General features: G+C 27.6%; 17 protein-coding genes and 1 riboswitch. Of the genes, 11 read left to right on the forward strand and 6 right to left on the reverse strand.

Annotated features, from left to right (window positions below; genetic code table 11):
• Nucleotides 1-33: 33 nt before the first annotated feature.
• The 8 genes from JRV97_RS00545 to JRV97_RS00580 all read left to right on the forward strand — a co-directional run bounded on the left by JRV97_RS00545 (nucleotide 34) and on the right by JRV97_RS00580 (nucleotide 8,511).
• Nucleotides 34-1,191 (forward strand): carbohydrate ABC transporter permease, encoded by a 1,158-nt coding sequence (locus tag JRV97_RS00545; RefSeq protein ID WP_280999211.1) that lies wholly within the window; start codon nucleotides 34-36, stop codon nucleotides 1,189-1,191.
• A 10-nt stretch (nucleotides 1,192-1,201) separates the two neighbouring features.
• Nucleotides 1,202-2,095: a carbohydrate ABC transporter permease gene (locus JRV97_RS00550; protein ID WP_280999213.1), complete on the forward strand. Its 894-nt coding sequence runs from the start codon at nucleotides 1,202-1,204 to the stop codon at nucleotides 2,093-2,095.
• Nucleotides 2,096-2,106: 11 nt separating this feature from the next.
• Nucleotides 2,107-2,766 carry an HAD family hydrolase gene (locus JRV97_RS00555; RefSeq protein ID WP_280999215.1) on the forward strand — a complete coding sequence of 220 codons (660 nt, stop codon included), beginning with the start codon at nucleotides 2,107-2,109 and terminating at the stop codon, nucleotides 2,764-2,766.
• The gene (locus tag JRV97_RS00560; protein ID WP_280999217.1) at nucleotides 2,763-4,979 is read left to right on the forward strand and encodes a glycoside hydrolase family 65 protein; all 2,217 of its coding nucleotides are present in this window, start codon (nucleotides 2,763-2,765) and stop codon (nucleotides 4,977-4,979) included. Before JRV97_RS00555 ends, JRV97_RS00560 begins: the two co-directional genes overlap by 4 nt.
• Before the next feature lie 68 nt (nucleotides 4,980-5,047).
• A riboswitch (FMN riboswitch) is annotated at nucleotides 5,048-5,172 on the forward strand.
• Nucleotides 5,173-5,260: 88 nt separating this feature from the next.
• Nucleotides 5,261-6,427: a bifunctional 3,4-dihydroxy-2-butanone-4-phosphate synthase/GTP cyclohydrolase II gene (locus tag JRV97_RS00565; RefSeq protein ID WP_280999219.1), complete on the forward strand. Its 1,167-nt coding sequence runs from the start codon at nucleotides 5,261-5,263 to the stop codon at nucleotides 6,425-6,427.
• A gap of 11 nt (nucleotides 6,428-6,438) precedes the next feature.
• Nucleotides 6,439-6,903, forward strand: a complete 465-nt coding sequence (gene ribH, locus JRV97_RS00570; protein ID WP_280999221.1) for a 6,7-dimethyl-8-ribityllumazine synthase — start codon at nucleotides 6,439-6,441, stop codon at nucleotides 6,901-6,903.
• A 4-nt stretch (nucleotides 6,904-6,907) separates the two neighbouring features.
• The gene (ribD, locus tag JRV97_RS00575; RefSeq protein WP_280999223.1) at nucleotides 6,908-7,969 is read left to right on the forward strand and encodes a bifunctional diaminohydroxyphosphoribosylaminopyrimidine deaminase/5-amino-6-(5-phosphoribosylamino)uracil reductase RibD; all 1,062 of its coding nucleotides are present in this window, start codon (nucleotides 6,908-6,910) and stop codon (nucleotides 7,967-7,969) included.
• On the forward strand, nucleotides 7,954-8,511 hold the full coding sequence (locus JRV97_RS00580; RefSeq protein WP_280999225.1) for a riboflavin synthase: 558 nt from the start codon (nucleotides 7,954-7,956) through the stop codon (nucleotides 8,509-8,511). The genes ribD and JRV97_RS00580 overlap by 16 nt, the downstream gene beginning before the upstream one ends.
• An 11-nt stretch (nucleotides 8,512-8,522) precedes the next feature.
• Here JRV97_RS00580 and JRV97_RS00585 read toward each other — a convergent pair whose 3' ends face one another.
• From JRV97_RS00585 to JRV97_RS00605, 5 genes are read right to left on the reverse strand one after another with little or no spacing between them, the layout of a single operon-like run.
• Nucleotides 8,523-9,407 carry a glycoside hydrolase family 130 protein gene (locus JRV97_RS00585; protein ID WP_280999227.1) on the reverse strand — a complete coding sequence of 295 codons (885 nt, stop codon included), beginning with the start codon at nucleotides 9,405-9,407 and terminating at the stop codon, nucleotides 8,523-8,525.
• A gap of 10 nt (nucleotides 9,408-9,417) precedes the next feature.
• Nucleotides 9,418-10,236, reverse strand: a complete 819-nt coding sequence (locus JRV97_RS00590; protein ID WP_280999229.1) for a carbohydrate ABC transporter permease — start codon at nucleotides 10,234-10,236, stop codon at nucleotides 9,418-9,420.
• Complete coding sequence (locus JRV97_RS00595) at nucleotides 10,233-11,111, reverse strand: carbohydrate ABC transporter permease (protein ID WP_407081551.1); 879 nt, start codon at nucleotides 11,109-11,111, stop codon at nucleotides 10,233-10,235. The genes JRV97_RS00590 and JRV97_RS00595 overlap by 4 nt, the downstream gene beginning before the upstream one ends.
• Nucleotides 11,112-11,115: 4 nt before the next feature.
• Entirely contained in the window at nucleotides 11,116-12,366 is a 1,251-nt protein-coding gene (locus tag JRV97_RS00600) for an ABC transporter substrate-binding protein (protein ID WP_280999233.1), read from the reverse strand.
• A 2-nt stretch (nucleotides 12,367-12,368) separates the two neighbouring features.
• Nucleotides 12,369-13,358: a LacI family DNA-binding transcriptional regulator gene (locus JRV97_RS00605; RefSeq protein WP_280999235.1), complete on the reverse strand. Its 990-nt coding sequence runs from the start codon at nucleotides 13,356-13,358 to the stop codon at nucleotides 12,369-12,371.
• A 342-nt stretch (nucleotides 13,359-13,700) separates the two neighbouring features.
• On the opposite strand from JRV97_RS00605, the gene JRV97_RS00610 reads away from it, so the two are divergent.
• On the forward strand, nucleotides 13,701-15,050 hold the full coding sequence (locus tag JRV97_RS00610) for a hypothetical protein (protein ID WP_280999237.1): 1,350 nt from the start codon (nucleotides 13,701-13,703) through the stop codon (nucleotides 15,048-15,050).
• A 57-nt stretch (nucleotides 15,051-15,107) separates the two neighbouring features.
• Nucleotides 15,108-17,294 (forward strand): hypothetical protein, encoded by a 2,187-nt coding sequence (locus JRV97_RS00615; protein WP_280999239.1) that lies wholly within the window; start codon nucleotides 15,108-15,110, stop codon nucleotides 17,292-17,294.
• Between the two features lie 14 nt (nucleotides 17,295-17,308).
• Here the strand turns inward: JRV97_RS00615 and JRV97_RS00620 are convergent, their stop codons facing one another.
• Entirely contained in the window at nucleotides 17,309-18,307 is a 999-nt protein-coding gene (locus JRV97_RS00620) for a Gfo/Idh/MocA family protein (protein WP_280999241.1), read from the reverse strand.
• A gap of 192 nt (nucleotides 18,308-18,499) precedes the next feature.
• Here JRV97_RS00620 and JRV97_RS00625 point away from each other — a divergent pair, with 192 nt between their 5' ends.
• Nucleotides 18,500-19,750, forward strand: coding sequence for an ABC transporter substrate-binding protein (locus JRV97_RS00625; RefSeq protein WP_280999243.1), 1,251 nt, complete (start codon nucleotides 18,500-18,502; stop codon nucleotides 19,748-19,750).
• Nucleotides 19,751-19,786: the final 36 nt, after the last annotated feature.

A 19,786-nucleotide genomic window follows, 5' to 3' on the forward strand; every position in this document is an offset into this window, starting at 1 on the left:
CCCCCTTTAAATTTAAAAAGGTGGTGATTTTTTATGCGTTTGAAATGGAAAACAAAAGAAGCTTTAATAGGATATCTCTTTGCATCACCTATTATTTTATCTATAATAGTATTTACTATATATCCTATATTTGCAGCATTTTATTATAGTTTTACTGATTATAATCCTTTAAATGCAAGAAATTTAGAAGTTACTTTTAATCCACAAGAATCACTGGAATTTCATCTTGGTTTTTTCCAAAATGAAGTTAAATCTATTGATGAAATAAAAGATTATTTTGATCTTATGACTTTTATTAAATCCGATGTTGGAATAAATTTGGATACAAAAAAAGAAAATATAATAAAAGATTATTTTGACACAAATAAATTATTAAAAGATTTTATAGCCGGAAAGTTAAATAAAGAGATGAAAATTTCTGATTTTATGTCTATTTATCTTAAAAAAGGGAGTTCTGCATTTAAGCATTATATTCCTAATTTTTTAGGTTTAGAAAATTTCAAAAAAATGTTTAAAGATCAATATTTTAAAATCTCACTATTTAATGCTTTTTTTTACTCTATAATTGTTGTTCCAGTTCAAACATTTTTAGCAATAGTTTTAGCAGTAGCTGCTAATTCAAAAATAAAAGGTATAAAATTTTTTAAAGCTACTTTTTTCATTCCAGCAATTACTTCATCAGCTGCGATATCAATGATTTTCTGGATGATATATTCTCGTCCAGGAATTTTAAATAGATTATTATCGATATTTGGATTTCAACCAATTGCATGGTTAGAAAATCCTAACACGGCGTTACCTGCCATTATGATTATGAATATATGGACAACCGCAGGATATTTTATGGTTACATTTTTGGCGGGGTTACAGGATATACCAACATCTATATATGAAGCAGCAAGAATTGATGGTGCTTCTCCTTCAAAGATTTTCTGGAGAATTACTGTTCCAATGCTTAGACCTCAAATATTATTTGTAATGATAATGGGAACTATTGGTTGTATGCAGGTTTTTGACCAAATATATTTTTTAATAAAAAATATGAGAAATATTACAATTTCTTATTATATATACAAAAATGCATTTGAATATGGAAATATGGGATATGCTTCAGCTTTGGCTTTAGTGTTATTTGCTATTATTTTATTTATAACTATTTTACAAAGAAAGTTTATTCATGAAGAATACTGAGGTGAAATTTATGAATAGAAAATTTAAATTAGCAAAAACTATTTCTTATATTATTTTAATATCTTATGCTTTAATATCATTATTCCCTTTTTTTTGGGCATTTTTAGTTTCCATAACTCCATTAAATGGTATAAATCATGATACAGGAGAAAAATTTGGAATAGATATAATGCAATGGCCACCAAATATAAATCTTTTTAAAATACCACCAAAGGTTTTTGGAGTTAATGCTACCTTAAAAAATTACATAAAAATATTTGAAGTTGTTCCGCTATATGGAAGATGGATATTAAATACTATATTTTATGCAGGTGCATTAACTGTAGGCCATTTGATTTTAGACACATTGGGAGGATATGCATTTGCAAGATTACATTTTCCATTAAAAAATTTTTGGTTTTCACTCTTTTTAGCAACAATGATGATTCCTTTTCAGGTTATTATGATACCTCAATATAATTTAATGGTGAAGTTTGGTCTTGTTAATACATATACTGGTTTAATTTTACCAAAATTAACAGGAGTATTTGGTCTTTTTTTAATGAGACAATTTTTTCTAAATTTTCCAAAAGAACTTGAAGAGGCAGCAAGAATTGATGGCGCTGGAATAATAAAAACATTTTTTACTATTGTAGCTCCAAATGCAAAACCTGCTATGACTGCATTGGCTATATATACTTTTTTAGGTGCATGGAACGATTTTATGTGGCCTTTAATAATCACATCTGATAAAAATATGTATACTTTAACTATGGGATTAAATTTTTTTAAAACATCATATTACACCTTCTGGCAATATATGATGGCAGCATCAATTCTTATGACAATTCCTATGATAATAATTTTCTTATCTTTCCAAAACCAATTTATAGAATCTGGAAAAGCTTCAGCAATTAAAGGTTAGGAGGAGTGGATATGTTGGAAGCTGTAATATTTGACATGGATGGAGTAATTACGGATACCGTCCCTTTGCATTACAATGCATGGAAGAAAATGTTCGAAAAACACGGCTATTATTTTGATTTCAATGTATACAAAGAAAAGGTTGATGGAAAACCGAGAATGAAAGGAATTTCATCTGTGGCAACAAATGTTGATGAAAAAACATTAAATCAAATGGCTGAGGAGAAACAAAATTATTTTTTAGAATATATTGAGAAAACTCCTCCAGAAATATTTCAAGATACATGGAATTTCATTAAAGAATTAAAAAAATATAAAATAAAAATAGCAGTAGCCTCATCAAGCAAAAACACAAAAAAAATATTAGAATCTTTAAAAATATATGATGTTTTTGATACTGTAGTTACGGGATATGACTTTATTCATGGAAAACCTAATCCAGAAATATTTTTAATTGCAGCCAATAGATTAAATGTTTCTCCTGAAAATTGTATTGTAATAGAAGATGCAATAGAAGGTATTAATGCCGGAATTAATGCAAAAATGTTTACAATTGGAATAGCAAGACATGGGAATAATAAAGAACTATCACATGCAAATTTAGTAGTAAAATCATTGAATGAAATAAAATTAGATAATCTTATTAGCATTTTTCAGGAGGCGAAAAAATGATTCTTTCAGATGAAAAATGGTTAATTAAACAAGAAAAATTTGAAGTATCTTCAATACAAGAAACTATATTTACTTTATCAAATGGGTATTTAGGAGTAAGAGGAACTTTTGAAGATTTATTTCATAATGAAACCCCTGGTACATATGTAGCTGGAATATTTGATAAGTCTGAAGCACAAGTGAAAGAATTAGTAAATTTACCCTATTTCTGGGGATTAAAGATATATTTAAAATATGAATATTTAAACCCCTTTGAGTGTGAAATACTGGATTACAAAAGAATATTAGATATGAAACAAGGTTTATTATATAAAAAAATGAGATTAAGGGATAAAAAAAATAGAATTACAAAAATAGAAGGATATAGGTTTTTAAGTCATGATAATAGAAATTTAGCTTTAATGAAATATAAAATAACTCCAGAGAATTATAAGGATAGAATGACTTTGGAATATTTTATAGATGGAAAAACAGCCAATTCCGTTTCACATCCAAAAGAAAGAGTAAAACATTATTTTTTAACCAATCATATTGTATCTGATGATTATCTTTATTTAGAAGCTTGTACAAGAGATATAAATCATAAAGTAGGAATACTATCTTCAGTTGAAATTGAAAATTATCATTCTAAAATTACCAGAAATTATATAGATTTTATTGCACAATCAATTGATATAGATCCAGTTCCACAGAATGAATATACAATAAACATTTATACTAGTATTTTAGATTCAAGAAGATATGATAATCTTTATGAAAATAATATTAAAGAAATAAAAAAAGCAAGAAACATAGGTATAGAAAAACTTTTAGAAAATCATAATAAGAAACTTAAAAAACTTTGGGATGTTGCAGATATAAAAATATTTGGAGATGAAAAAGCAGATAAATCACTAAGATTTAATATATTTTCATTATTATCTCTTGCAAATCCTGATGATGAAATAGTAAGTATTGGCGCTAAAGGGTTGCATGGAGAAGGATATAAAGGACATGTTTTCTGGGATACAGAGATTTTTATGTTACCTTTTTATATTTATGAGTATCCAGAAGCTGCTAGATCATTTTTAATGTATAGATATTATACATTAGATAAAGCCAGAGAAAATGCAAGAAAAAATGGATATAAGGGGGCTCAATATCCATGGGAGTCTGCAGATACTGGTGAAGAAGAAACTCCAAAGTGGGGAGAAGATTATTATGGTAATAAAGTAAGAATATGGACAGGAGATATAGAATATCATATAACAGCTGATATAGCTTTTGCTATAAGAGAATATTTAAGAGCAACAGAGGACTGGGAATTTTTCTTAAATTATGGTGCTGAAATGTTTTTTGAAACTGCAAGGTTTTGGGCTTCTCGGGCTAAATACAATTCTAAAAAAGATAGATATGAAATTAATGAAGTAATTGGTCCAGATGAATTCCATGAACATGTAAACAATAATTTTTACACCAATTATTTAGCTAAATGGAACATTGATAAAGCATTTTATTATTTAAATATATTAAGAAATAAATATCCTTATAATTATGAAAAAATATTAAAAAAAATTAAATTAAATGAAGAAGAATTAGAGAGATGGAAAGATGTATCAAATAAGATTTATATACCCTGGAATAAAAAATCGCATTTAATAGAACAATTTGAAGGATATTTTAAACTTGAAGATAGGATTATTACGAAATATAATGAAAAAGATATGCCTGAATGGCCAGAAAATGTTGATTTAACAAAGTTAAACAAATACCAGTTGATAAAACAAGCTGACGTTTTGATGTTAATGCATTTATTATCCGAAGAATTTGATTATGAAACAAAAAAAATAAATTTTGAATATTATGAAAAAAGAACTATGCACAAATCCTCATTAAGTCCTAGTATGTATGCAATAATGGGATTAGCTGTTGGAGATCATTCTAAAGCATATGAATATTTTATGAAAACTGCATTAGTAGATTTGGAAGATAATCAGGGAAATACAGCTTTAGGACTTCATGCTGCAAGCGCCGGTGGAACGTGGCAAGCTGCTGTATATGGGTTTGGTGGAATGTATATTGATGATAATGAAAAAATAAATTTCAAACCATGGTTACCGTCACATTGGAAAAGTATGGAATTTAACGTATATTATAAAAAACAACTATTAAATATAAAAATAACTCAAGATTCTATTAAAATAAATAATTTATCCTCCCTTAATAATAAATAATTTTTTCACTAACAACCTCATATGGGGTTGTTTTTTTCAAAATAGTATGTTATAATGAAATAAAAGTGAATATTCTCCGGGGCAGGGTGAAATTCCCGACCGGCGGTTAAAGCCCGCGAGCCTTATTTATTATAAGGTTGATCTGGTGGAATTCCAGAGCCGACAGTTAAAGTCTGGATGGGAGGAGAAAATATAGAATGTGGGATAAGTGTATTCTGTATTGATCTATAATTATTGCCCTGGAGAAATCCAGGGCAATTTTATTTTTAGGAGGCGAAATTATGGAAGATATTTTAAAAACATTTGGAATGAACAAACCAGTTATTATTTGGGATGAAGACAAAGAAGTAGAAGCTGATTTTGTATTTCCTGCACAAATGGTAAATAAAGAAATAATTAATTTTTTTGTTTCAAAAGGGAAAGGATTATTATGTTTAGCAGCGGAAGAAGAATATTTAATAAATAAGGGATTTTTTAAATTGCCAACAAATAATTATGATAAATTAAAAACCAATTATTTTATTACTATTGATTACAAAAATACAAAAACTGGTATATCTGCAGAAGAAAGATCTAAAACAATTAAAAGTTTTTCAGATGATTTAAACATTACTCATTTTAAATATCCAGGGCATGTTCAATTATTAGGAAGTATTGGGATAAATAAGAGAAAAGGACATACAGAAGCATCTGTAGAATTAATGAAATTATTAAATTTAAAACCATTTGCAATATTAATTGAAATATTAGATGCAAATGGGAATTCTCATAATTATGATTATATTAAATCTCTTTCTGAAGAATTCAAACTACCATTATTAAATATAGAAGATATATATAGTGAAGTCATAAGAAAAAAACTTTTTGTAAAACCCATATCAGAAGCTAAATTACCAACAAGATATGGTGATTTTAAAATAATTGGATTTGAAAACAATCTTGATGGTAAAGAACATTTCGCAATATATAAAGGGTCTCTAAAAAAAGAACCATTATTAGTTAGAATACATTCTGAATGTGTAACAGGAGATGTATTGTCCTCAAGAAAATGCGATTGTGGAAGTCAATTACATAAAGCAATGAGAAAAATAAATGAAGTAGGTGATGGACTAATAATTTATTTAAGACAAGAAGGACGGGATATAGGTATTGCAAACAAAATTAAAGCATATGAATTGCAAGATAAAGGTTTAGATACAGTGCAAGCTAATTTGGAAATTGGAATGCCTGCAGATAATAGAGATTATGCAGTAGCAGCTCAAATTTTAAAATCATTAAATATAAAAAGTATTATTTTAATGACAAACAATCCAGATAAAGTAAATCAATTAAGAAAATATGGCATAGAGGTTATAAAGAATGAAGAACATTTAGGTGAAATTACTGAAGAAAATAGATTTTATTTAAAGATAAAAAAAGAAAAAATGAATCACAATATTAAAATTTAGGAGGTATTCATATGAAAGTTATTGAAGGAGTATTTGATGGTAAAGGTTTAAAATTTGCTATAGTGGTATCAAGATTTAATTCATTCTTTTCAGAAAAATTATTAGAAGGGGCATTAGATGCATTAAAAAGACATAATGTAGAAGAAGAAAATATTGATGTGTTTAAGGTTCCAGGCGCTTTTGAAATTCCATTTATAACTAAAAAATTAATAAAAAAAGATTATGATGCGATAATAGCATTAGGTGTTGTGATTAGAGGAGAAACATATCATTTTGAAGTTGTGGCTAATGAGGTTTCAAAAGGAGTTGCACAGATAAATATTGAATCTAATATTCCAGTAACTTTTGGAGTGGTTACTTCAGAAACATTAGAGCAAAGTATAGATAGATCTGGAGCAAAAGCGGGTAATAAGGGATTTGAAGCAGCAATGGCAGCAATAGAAATGGCTAATTTAAATAAACAATTGAAGGAATGATATTATGAATCATGAATATTATATGAAAATAGCAATAAATGAAGCTAAAAAGGGGATTGGTAAGGTTAATCCTAATCCATTAGTTGGTGCAGTTATAGTAAAAAATGGAAAAATAATATCAAAAGGTTATCATGAGTATTATGGTGGAAGACATGCTGAGATTGTAGCAATAGAAAATGCAAAAAATAAGGGAATTGATATAAAAAACTCAACAATGTATGTAACTCTGGAACCATGTTCTCATTATGGTAAAACTCCACCATGTGCTCATAGATTAGTCAAAGAAGGATTTAAAGAAGTGTATATTGGAATGTTAGACCCAAATCCATTAGTAAATGGTAAAGGTAAAAAAATTTTAGAAGATGCTAGCATAAAGGTAGAATATGGAATTTTAGAGGATAAAATAAAAGAGTTAAATGAGATTTTTATTACGTATATTAGTAAAAAAAGACCATTTATAGCCCTAAAATTTGCTATGACTTTAGATGGATATATAGCAACAAAAGACTATGATTCCAAATGGATATCAAACGAAAAGTCAAGAAAACTTGTTCATAAATTTAGAAATTATTATTCATCTATTTTAATTGGTGCAAATACATTAATAATAGATAATCCTAAATTAACCTGTCGAATAAAAAATGGAAGAAATCCAATAAGAATAATATTAGATAAGAATGGATTATTTGAAAATAAAAATCTGAATATTTTTAACGAAGAGGGGAAAAACATTATTTTTACAGAAAAAAATATCATAGATATACCTAAAAACACAGAAATAATAAGAGAAACGGATATTTTTGAAATAATTAATATTTTATATAATAAAGGCATAGATAGTATTCTTGTTGAAGGAGGTGCATCCATTTTATCTCTATTTTTAGAGTCCAAAATAGTTGATAAAATGCATGTTTTTTACGCTCCAAAAATTCTAGGTAATGGTATATCTCCTTTTAATAATATAACAATTGATAGTATAAGAAACTCTATAAATTTTAAACCAATAAAAAATATGAAAATAGATGATAATATCTATTGGGAGTTGAAACCGTGTTTACAGGAATAATTCAAAAAGTAGAAAAAATGAAAATAATAAATAATAAAATTATTATACCTAATGTTTTTGAAAATGTAAATTTAGGTGAAAGTATTGCAATAAATGGAGTTTGTTTAACCGTTGAAAATATAATAAATAACGAATTATATTTTTCAGTTGGAGAAGAAACATTTAATAAAACTAATTTAAGATATTATAATAATAAATTTGTTAATTTAGAAAGAGCATTAAAGGTTTCTGATTTTCTTGGAGGACATATAGTATCTGGTCATGTTGATGGAACAATAAAATTCTTAAGTATTATAAAATCACATAATACATATTGGATGAAATTTAAGATACCATATGAAAAATGGGCTATTGCCAAAAAAGGTTCCATTTCTTTGAATGGAATAAGTTTAACAATAGCGAAAAAAGACTTAGATTCCTTTGAAGTACAAGTAATTGATCATACATACAAAAATACAAATCTGCAATATTTAAAAGCAAGCGATTTAGTTAATTATGAAATAGATGTCATAGCCCGATATATAAAAAATATAAAGGAATAAGGCTTTGAGCCTTATTCCTTTATCCATTTATATACTTCTTCTTTAGAAATAGTAGCTAAAGCAATATAATTATCTGCTGCACCATAATAAATATAATATTGATCTTTATATTCAACCATTGCATCAGAAAATACTACCATTGGCACTCCACCAAATTTTTCCCATGGTTCTTCTGGCTCTAATACAGGTTTTTCAGTTCTTTTTAAAACTTTAGTCGGATCATCTAAATCCAATAACATAAACCCAAGTCTATATGTGAATCTGGGGCCATTTTGAACTCCATGATAAAGTAATAACCATCCGTATTCTGTTTTTATTGGTGGCCCAGCAATACCTATTTTCACATCATCCCAATATCCTTCTCTCGGTTTAGCTATACTTATATAATCTCCCCAATGAATCATATCATCAGAAAAAGCTAACCATATATCTGGTTCCAATCTATGAAACATAACATATTTACCATTTATTTTTTCTGGTAAAATTGCGGCATCTTTATTTGGAGATTCTGGTAAAACTATTCCATGCCTTTCCCAGGTAAAGAAATTTGTTGTAGATGCCATAGCAACACTGATATTAGTTGGAGAATATGCTGTATAACACATATAGTATTTCCCATCAATATATGTAAGTCTTGGGTCTTCTACTCCATACATTTCTGTTATATCTTCTGGTTCAAACACAGGATTTTCCATCCTATTAAAATGAATTCCATCAGTACTTACAGCATATCCTATTCTTGAAACCATATCTTCACCTTGAGCTCTGTATAACATATGGAATAGCTCTCCGTCATATACTACTGCTGGATTAAAAACAAATCTTGATTCCCATAAATGATTTGGATTAGGAGAAAATAATGGGTTCAAAGGATGCCTTTTTAATTTTAATTCCAATTTTAACACCTCACTTTAATGTAATAGAAATTCCCTGTAAGAAATATTTTCTGAATACTAAAAACAAAATAACCATAGGTATCGTCTGAATGACTGAACCAGCTAATATTGGTCCAATATAAGCACCATATTCATGATTAAAACTTGCTAATAATACTGACAATGGCATTTTATTATAATCCTTCATTACAATCAATGGCCACATAAAATTATCCCATATTCCTATGAAAGTAAATAAAGAAACTATAGAAATAGCTGACTTATTTAAAGGTATCATTATTTTAAAAATTATCCATAAATCTGTTGCTCCATCCATTTTTGCAGCTTCTATATAATCATTAGGAGTGCTTTTATAACTTTGTGTTATCATAAAAATCCCCCAACCACTCATTATACTTGGTAAAATTAGAGCAGAATATGTATTTAATAAACCAAGGTTTCTTATTAAAATATAAAGTGGAATAGTAAACATAAAACCTGGAAAAACCATTTGAAATATTAAAAAATTAAAAATTTTATTTCTTCCTTTAAACCTCAACTTGGCTAAAGCATATGATATTATAGATGAGGTTAAAATAACTGACCCGGTTACCGTTATAGAAATAAACAAACTATTTAAAAATGCCCTTATAAATGGTCTTTGCATTTTTTCAGCGCTTTCAAGAATAAATTTAAAGTGTTCTAATGTAAAATGTGTAGGCCAAAATCTTGTATATATTTCATTTGATGGCTTTAAAGAAGCCATCAATAACCATATATATGGATATAACCATAATAATGCTAACCCAAACATAATAATGTGGAAAATAATACTGTTTATTTTTTTCATACTATTTCCACTTCTCTTTCCAATAATTTTCGTGTTATCCATATAATTCCAAAGCTAAAGATTGCTGTAAAAATAGACATTGTTGCTGCATAAGTTGGATCTAACTTCTGAAATGCAGATGTATACATTACCATCATTGGCATTAATGTACTTCTCATAGGCCCTCCACCTGTTATCATATATGGTTCTGTAAATATACCAAAAGATAATGAAATTGCAAATACAAGAACCATAACTATAGATGGATTTAAAAGAGGTAATGTTATTTTAAAAAATTTTACATATTTATTTGCACCATCAAGTTCTGCAGCTTCATATATACTTTTAGGAATGCTTATTATTCCTGCATATAAAATTAAACCATAATACCCTATAAATTTCCATACAACAATTAGTGAAATAGAAAACATTGCAAGTTGAGGACTTGTAAACCATGGAATTGTAGTGTTAAATAACCTATAAACAAGTTGATTTAATGGGCCATTTTCCGCAAATAATTTTGAAAACATTATAGAATATGCCACTCCAGATGAAACATTTGCAACCAAAAAAGACAATGCTACAAATGTCTTACCATATTTTAATTTACTTAGTGCTAAAGCAAACAATAATGAAAATATTAACACAATTGGTATGTAATACGTTAAGAAATTCAATACATTAAAAAAGGATTTCCAGAATATTGGATCATATAATATTCTTAAAAAGTTCCGAAATCCTGCAAAGCGCGGGGTTCCAACATATCTCCACCTAGAAAATGCCAAAATTACGAGCCATATAAATGGGTATCCCCAGAATATAGCTGCATAAACCAAATACGTGGAAGATATAAGAAGCCCTTTTCGGGCTTCCCTCTTTCTCATTTTTGTAACCATACAATCACCATATTATTCTATTAATCTTTTTTATAGAATTTTTTACTGCAGTTTCTGCATCTGCTTTACCATACATAATAGGTTCTATTAAACTAACTGTCATTTCATCCTGAACATCAACAGTTTTTGATATCAATGCTGGTGGAACGGCATATCCTACGTACTTAGCATATTGAGCTGCCAAAGGATTATTCTTAAAGAATTCCTTAAATAAATCATTTGTAAGAAGATCTGATCTTGCAGGTGGCATTTTTGTCATTTCTAACCATAATTTATCATTTTCCGGGTTAGAAAATACCCATTTAACAAAATCCCATGCTTCTTTTTGATGCTTTGAAGTCTTAAATATAACCAATCCTTTTGTATCAGCAAATGTATAAATTGGTTTATTTTCTGGATAATTATCTGGAACTATTGGTGGAGTAATTTCTATATTTTTTAAAACTTTTGGGAATTGTTTTTCTGCATAGGGTATTTCCCATGGACCTTTTAAACTTCCTAATATTACTCCATTATACAATGGTGCATTTCCTAAATCTACAGCAGTCCATCCGTTTTTAAACATTGTTTCAAAAAATTTTGCAACTTTAATTCCAGCATCATTATTGTATATGGCTCTATATTTTTTCAAATCAATATATGGTTTTCCTTCACTGGCAGCATAATAATATGTTATATAATCAAACCATCTATCCCACCAGTTTCTACCTGCAACAACTCTCATTGTATATTTTTCTTTAGGTACAACAAATTGTTTTGAAAGTTCATAAACATCAGAATATGTTCTTGGTGGTTTTTTCCATCCATATTTTTCTAAAATATCTTTTCTCCACCACATTAATATCGGATTCGAATAAATTGGTAATACATAAGATTTACCCATAAAATTCCAACCTTTAATAATACTATCCATTTTTCTTGCTGCAATTAAATCATTAAATCCTGGTAATTTATTTAACTCAACCAACTGATCCAACTCAATTAGCTGGGCAGCAAAACCAGAAAAAATATTAGTACAAATATCAGGTGTTCTTCCAGATGCTATTGCACTCAATATTGCTTCCTCAGAACTTCCAGCAGCTGGAATTGTTGTCCATTCGATATCTATATCTGGATGTTGTTGTTCATACTCAGCAACCAATTTTTTCCAGTATGCTTCTTGATTAGGATTTGGCGCTGTCCAAAATACTATCTTTGTTTTTGCAAATGAAAAAACAAACATTATTACAAACAAAAAAACGAGTAACTTTTTCATTTTCAAACCCCCTTTGTGGATTTTCTTTCAATAAACTCTGTAAATAATGAAGTAACATAAGGATGTAAATTTTTCCCATTAATTAATTCTATTACTCTTTCAAGAGCAACATTTCCCATTTCATACTTAAAAACTTTGACAGTCGACAATGACGGTTCTGTAGAAGCTGAAAACACAATATCATCAAATCCTATTATTTGTACATTTTCTGGAACTTTAACATTTTTTGATTTAAGAGCATTTAACACCATAATAGCAATAGGATCATTTGATGTAAATACTACCTCTGGCTTCTTAGCTAAAATCAAATCTATAATATAATTTATAGATTCCTGAGTTTCTGCAACTTCATAAGTTATAGGTAATAAATTATTTTGTTTCATAGCTAATTCATAACCTTCAAATCTTCTTCTAAATCCATAAAATTCTAATGGACCATGTATATGAATAATCCTTTTATAATTTCTTTTTATCATTTTATCAACTACATAATATGCACCGTCAAATCCATTTGATATAATAGCATTTATCTTTTTTCCAACAATATAATTATCAACAAGAACTTTATGAATATTACAATTTAAAATATAATCTGGTATTTTATCAGATCCTAAAACTAATATTCCATCACACTCTTTCTTCTTATTAATAAATTCTTCAAAAGTCATTAATATAATTTCTGCTTTGTTTTCATTTGCACCATCATATATACCTTTTAATACAGTAGAATAAAAATCCATCTCTCCATATTCATTTCTTTTTTTCTCAAGAATATTTTTTATTCTGCTGCTAATTAAAACTCCTATTTTAAAACCATATTTTACCTTGGCAAGATGTTTAGCCTGACTTGAAGGTTTATAGTTTAACTCTTCTATTGCTTTTAAAACTTTTATTTTTGTTTTTTCTGAATATTTACCTTTATTATTTAATACCCTTGAAACAGTAGCTATTGAAACATTAGCTAATTTAGCAACATCTTCTATATTTGCCATAAAATCACTCCTCATGTAAGCGCTTAACCTGATTAAATCATATCATATAATCCAACAATATAAAAAAGGAATAAATTCTAACTACATTACATTATGTGAGATTAATAGCAATTATAAATAATTAGCATTATTTTTCTTAAAAAATCATTGCTAAAAAACAAGAAAAATTTTTTTATTATTAATCAAAAAGTAATAAAAATAGGACATAATAGTCGTTATTTATAAATATCCTATCATAAAAAGCTGTAATTAATAAATTTCAAACTTTGAATATATATTTTTATGTTATATAATGAAATTTGTAAGCGCTTAACCTAATTTTATTAAAGGGGGTATATTTATATGAAAAAAGGTATTTTAGTAATTTTTTTGATCTTATTAACTATTTTTGCATTAGCAGAAGAAAAGGTTATAGAAGTAAAAACTAATCAAATGACGTGGATGGATGTGCCTTACTCTATTTCTTTCTCAAAAATTCTTGACATTGTAGGTGAAGATTTTGAAGCAAATTGGTATTCAATAAGGGTATTAGACGAAAATGGGAATTTCTTACCTTACCAAATTGATGATATGGATGGGAATCACAGAATTTCCTCATCAGATGTATTACTATTTACATTTAAAAAATATGCAAAAATAGTTATCTCTGATGACTCAAGCATGGATCTAATGTCTTTTGATCCGTATTTTACAGTTAAAAAGGAAAATGACGAATATTTAATTAACTCAAAAGATTTTGATGTAAAAATTAATAAATATGGATTAGCTAATTTTGTAAGGTACAAAGATATTAAAGGGACAATATATAACGAATTAGGTACAGCCAGAATTGCAGGATGGTCAGGAAGCACATTTTATGTAAATGGAAAATTAGGAAAACACGTTGAAATGACATCTTCTGGTTTAACAATAGATAATGTTCGTGTTTTAAAAGCAGGTCCAATTGCTGTAACAGTTGTTTCTGATTTATACTCAAAATTATTACCTGGTTTAAATCAACATATAGTTACACATATATTCAAAACCGGAGACGTATTAGTTGAAAATACATTCACATTTACTAATTATGTAGATATTATGAAATTGCAGGTAATGGCTACAGCACCTATCACAAGTATTGATGATAATGCTCTTCATATTTTACCTATGTTTAGAAGAATGGTTTGGGCAGAACAAATTAATGGTACTCCTCTTGATTATTGGACTCAAAGAAATGCTGTTAAATACGTTAATGGAAAACCATATATAGAATTTTCTGCTATTGATTCTATGAAACCATTATGGTGGGGGGCTACCTATGCATTTGTTTCTGAAGAAAACTGGAGAGCAAACTTTTCTCCAAAATATGGCTTAGGTGCAGCTGAAATATTACCAGAAAAACCTATTGTTTATTCTGATTTAAAAGATTTTGTATTTCATGATTTCTGGTTCTATGAAAGTAGAGAATTTAGAGATGGTATATTTAGATGGTTACCAGGAGAAATGGATAATTATGAAGCAACAAAAGGTGTTTTCCCACCTTATTCTGAAGAAAATGTAGGAAAATATTGGATGGCTAAATTCAAAGCTGGTGATGTAGTAAAATATAATAGATATTATTCAATTTTTCAATCAAGGGATACCAATGAAGCAATAGATTTCTTAGAAAAAAGAACTGCTGAAATTCAAGGAGTGCATATTATAGAAGAATGATTAAAAGGATATTAAATAGAGGGCACATTTAAATGTGCCCTTTTTTGGAGGGATATAATGAAAAAATTTATAATTTCAATTTTGATACTACTGACTTCTGCAAGTATGTTTTCTATTGATATAAATTTAAACCATCTTGAATTTCTTAGAGATACTTTTAAAATTGGAAACAAAAAAGTAATAGGATATTGGATATACGCAGATAAATATGGAAATAAGTATATTCACAAAGAGGCTCCTGGTGAAGGAGTAATATGTGTGGATGATGTTGCAAGGGTAGCAATTTTTTATACGGATTTATATAAATTGGATAAAAAGGAATTTTATTATGTTCGTGCTAAAGAAGCTTTAGAATTTATTTTAGCAATGCAAGATTATGATGGCGATTTTTATAATTTTATATTTAAAGATGGTACGATAAATAAATTAGGTATTACCAGTAAAAAGTCAGCTAGTTGGTGGGCTGCAAGAGCCTTTTGGGCTATTAGTAATGCTATAAATGTGTTTCCTGACAAAAAATTAAATGATTATTTGATAAAATCAGCTAAAAAAGTGAAAGCGATTTTAATAAATAATTTAGACTCAAATTATTTATTAAACAAAAGTACAGATGTTACTTCTGTTTTTTTATTAGGATTAGCTAAATATTACTATTATTCTAAAAACAAAAAAGATTTATCTTATATAAATCTATTATCAAATGCAATTATAAAATATCAGGTTAATGATGGGCCATATTCAGGAGTATATAATGAAGGTAATAAAAATCAATTTTTATGGCATTCTTGGGGTTCACGCCAGGGTGAAGCATTAATTGAAGCATATAAAATCACCAAAAATGAAGAATATCTACGATCAGTTGAAAAATATGTGAGATTTTATGATTTATTATTATCAATAGGACCAGTATATGAGATAAGGAATTATATAAAGAAATATCCCTATTTATCTTATGGATTAGAAGCAATAATATCTACATTATCAAAGCTTTATTCTATTACTCAAAAAGATATATATGCTATTAAAGCTTATTTGTTTGCTTCTTTTTATTCAGGAAATAATCATTTGAATTTTCCTATGTTAGGTAAAAATGGTGAAGGATACGACGGAATGCATTCGGTTTATATAAATCAAAATGCTGGTGCAGAATCTACAGTATCTGCTTTATTAGCTTTAACGAGATTAAAGAAACTCCCTTCAAAATTTGAAAAGTATTATTATGCCAAAACAATAGGTGGAAGTAAAGCTCAATTATTAGAAGCAGAAAAAATGGATACTGGCATATATTATTTTGAATTAGAAAATAGAGGAAATATTCAGATAAAAACTAATGAAAAAATTGCATTGAAAACATTTATTGATTTTTCTGGGGAATATTATATATACTTAATAGGGGATATTCCATATTCTAAAATAAAAATTTATTCAGGAAAAAACAAGGTGACGACATATAAGAAATTTATTCCTATAACATTAGAAAGTGGAAAATTAACAATTTCAATTACACCAGAAAACAATGAATTTTTATATCTTGATCAAATATTGTTGATTCCAAAAAAATATAATTATATAATAAAAGTCGGTAATAAATATTTCTCAGTATCAGATGATGAAATAAAAAATATTGAATATAAAGAAACAAAAGTTGAAATCAAAAATATTATTAATATAAAGCCAGATATGGAAACCTTAGATGACTATAAAATAGTAAATTTAAATCAATATTTTAATAATGATGGAATTACAACTTTTTCTAAAAGAAAAGAAGGAAATTTTGATAATCCTGATGGAGTATTTGGCGCAAAATATCCAGCAGAAGAAATACAAAAGTATTTGAAGAATAATATTTTAATGTATGATAATATACCTTTTAAAATTAAACTTGAAGGTAATGATAATTTGGTTTGTTCTGGACAAAAGATTGAATTTAATAATATTGAAGGGAAAAAGTTGTATATATTAGGTTCTTCAGAACATGGTAATTACAGTGAAAAATTCTTTATAGAATATAGTGATGGAAATATTGAAGAAAAAATATTGAATTTTTCAGATTGGTGTCAAAATCCAATTTATAATGAAGATATAGCTATAGATACTATATATAGATATAATGGAATAGGAATCAAAGAAAATCTTAACCCAAAAATATATCTTAATTCATTTAATCTAAATGGAAAGAAAATTAAAAATATATATTTACCTAAAAAACCTACAATGCATATTTTTGCTATAACAATAAGATAAAGGGCAAATGCCCTTTATCTTATTAAATCATCTATATATATTCGTTTTTCCCCATTTGACTTTATTGCAGCTTCAATAAAAGCTAAATCTTTTAATGCTTCTTCTGTATTACCTAAATTATTTTCCTTACCATTTATGACTTCATAAAAATCTTCAAATTCCTTTTTGTATGAATTTTCATCATGAGTCTTATAATCGTCATAATATTCTATAACTTTATCTTTATATTTTACAACTTTAATTATATCATCTTCAAATATTATATCTCCTAATTCTCCTTTTATCATTAATACATTTTTCCCATCCAAGGCATATGAAACATTATAATTGCCAAGTATTCCATTTTCAAATTCAAAGGTAGAAGATAATAAATCAGGACCTCCAAGATAATCTGTTATATTTTTTACTGAACCATATACCCATTTTATATCTCCAAATATTTTCTTCATACTTGCTACATGGTGAACTCCTGCATCAGATATAAATCCTCCAATGTGCTCTGGGTTTTGTCTCCATGGGGTATTGGCATATTTATTATCTTTTGACATATAAATCCATAAATTCCATTGTAAATAATAAACTTCACCTATTTTTGAGGTTAATTCTTTTATTTTATCATAAGCAGAAAAATGTCTATAGTTTTCAGCAATATAAACAACATTTTTATATCTTCTTGATAATTCTACAATTTTTTTACCCTCTTCTACATTTACTGATATAGGTTTTTCGCAAATAACATTTACACCTTTTTTTAATGCTTTTTCAATAAATTCATAATTTAATTGTACAGGTAATGCTAAATCAACAGCCTCTACATTATCTAACAATTCATCATATGAATCATAAATTTTTGGATTATTATTCAAATAATTAGAAAATCTTATTGCTTTTTCTTTTGTTCTATTAAAAAGTGCAACAATTTCAAACTTATTTTCTAATTCCAATAATCCAGGCAAATGTAAATCCCTAGCCGCTATTCCGGTTCCAACAATACCTAATTTAATTTTTTTCATTTTATCACCCCCATTATATTTTATCATATATTTTAATTGTAATATTTTATAAAAATATTATATATTTGTTATTAATTTAATATAATTATTCCTCGTTAATGATAATCAGCGATATTTATACTTTATTCAAATTGTAAAGTGTGCTTTAATTAAAATGAACGTTACCGAAATTTTTAAAAAGGGGGGAATAGTATGAAAAAATTGACATTAGGATTAATTACTATTTTATTAGTCATTTCAAGTGTTTTTGCAGCATCAAATGATTTAGAAATTTTTAGTTGGTGGACTGGTGGTGGAGAAGAAGAGGGATTGTTGGCATTATTTGCTAAGTTTAATCAATATTACCCTAATATCAACATAATAAATGCAGCTGTAGCTGGTGGTGCAGGAACTAATGCTAAAGCTGTATTGAAAACAAGGATGCTAGGTGGAAATCCTCCAGATTCATTCCAAGTCCATGCTGGTATGGAATTAACAGATACATATGTAATTCCTGGTTTAATGGAACCATTAACAAATTATTTAAGAGAATGGGGTGTATATGATAAATTCCCTAAAGATGTTATGGAAATTGTTAGTTATCAAGGAGAAGTTTATTCAATCCCTGTAAATGTTCATAGAGGAAATGTTGTATTCTATAATAAAAAAATATTTAGAGAATTAGGATTAACAAAAGAACCAACTACCTGGGCTGAATTTTTTGCCGCAATGAAGAAAGCTCAAGAAGCTGGATATATACCACTTGCATTAGGTGATAAAAATAAATGGACATTAACACATTTATTTGAAAATATTATGCTTTCAGTATTTGGTCCTGAAGGTTATAAAGGTTTATTTAATGGAAAAACATCTTTTGATTCACCTGAATTAGAAATGTCATTAGTATTATTAGAAAGACTGATTCCTTACTTTAATAGAGATCATTCTGCTTTAACATGGCAAGATGCTGGTAGACTAGTTTTTGAAGGTAAAGCATTATTTAATGTAATGGGAGATTGGGAAGAAGGTTACTTTAAAACATTAGGGTGGAAACCAGGTGTGGATTTTGGATGGTTTGCAGTACCTGGCACTGATAATGCATTCATGTTCATTTCAGATACATTTGGATTGCCAAAAGGCGCTCCACATAGAGATAATGCTTTAAAATGGTTAAAATTTATAGCAACAAAAGAAGCTCAAGATATTTTCAACCCTATAAAAGGTTCTATTCCAGCAAGAATTGACGCAGATAAAAGCAGATATGATGTATATTTAACCTGGTCAATGAATGATTTTGCTACTGTAGCAGTAGTTCCTTCTATTATACATGGTTCTGCTGCACCTGAAGGATTTGTAACTACATTAAATGATGCACTTAATAGATTTATAGTAAAGAAAAATATTTCAAATACTTTAAGAGATATAATGTGGGCTGCTGAAGATCAAGGATACTTAACAGAGTAATTGATACCCGGTTCTTTGAACCGGGTATTTAAATAA

The organism is Marinitoga aeolica, assembly GCF_029910535.1.
Lineage (GTDB): Bacteria > Thermotogota > Thermotogae > Petrotogales > Petrotogaceae > Marinitoga > Marinitoga aeolica.

Bases quoted from the DNA above. Each gene is read 5' to 3' on its own strand.
- JRV97_RS00555 (WP_280999215.1), top strand. From the start codon at position 2,107: ATGTTGGAAGCTGTAATATTTGACATGGATGGAGTAATTACGGATACC.
- JRV97_RS00550 (WP_280999213.1), top strand. From the start codon at position 1,202: ATGAATAGAAAATTTAAATTAGCAAAAACTATTTCTTATATTATTTTA.
- ribH (WP_280999221.1), top strand. From the start codon at position 6,439: ATGAAAGTTATTGAAGGAGTATTTGATGGTAAAGGTTTAAAATTTGCT.
- JRV97_RS00565 (WP_280999219.1), top strand. From the start codon at position 5,261: ATGGAAGATATTTTAAAAACATTTGGAATGAACAAACCAGTTATTATT.
- JRV97_RS00615 (WP_280999239.1), top strand. From the start codon at position 15,108: ATGAAAAAATTTATAATTTCAATTTTGATACTACTGACTTCTGCAAGT.
- JRV97_RS00560 (WP_280999217.1), top strand. From the start codon at position 2,763: ATGATTCTTTCAGATGAAAAATGGTTAATTAAACAAGAAAAATTTGAA.
- JRV97_RS00545 (WP_280999211.1), top strand. From the start codon at position 34: ATGCGTTTGAAATGGAAAACAAAAGAAGCTTTAATAGGATATCTCTTT.
- JRV97_RS00625 (WP_280999243.1), top strand. From the start codon at position 18,500: ATGAAAAAATTGACATTAGGATTAATTACTATTTTATTAGTCATTTCA.
- JRV97_RS00590 (WP_280999229.1), bottom strand. From the start codon at position 10,236: ATGAAAAAAATAAACAGTATTATTTTCCACATTATTATGTTTGGGTTA.
- JRV97_RS00610 (WP_280999237.1), top strand. From the start codon at position 13,701: ATGAAAAAAGGTATTTTAGTAATTTTTTTGATCTTATTAACTATTTTT.
- ribD (WP_280999223.1), top strand. From the start codon at position 6,908: ATGAATCATGAATATTATATGAAAATAGCAATAAATGAAGCTAAAAAG.
- JRV97_RS00620 (WP_280999241.1), bottom strand. From the start codon at position 18,307: ATGAAAAAAATTAAATTAGGTATTGTTGGAACCGGAATAGCGGCTAGG.
- JRV97_RS00595 (WP_407081551.1), bottom strand. From the start codon at position 11,111: ATGGTTACAAAAATGAGAAAGAGGGAAGCCCGAAAAGGGCTTCTTATA.
- JRV97_RS00600 (WP_280999233.1), bottom strand. From the start codon at position 12,366: ATGAAAAAGTTACTCGTTTTTTTGTTTGTAATAATGTTTGTTTTTTCA.
- JRV97_RS00605 (WP_280999235.1), bottom strand. From the start codon at position 13,358: ATGGCAAATATAGAAGATGTTGCTAAATTAGCTAATGTTTCAATAGCT.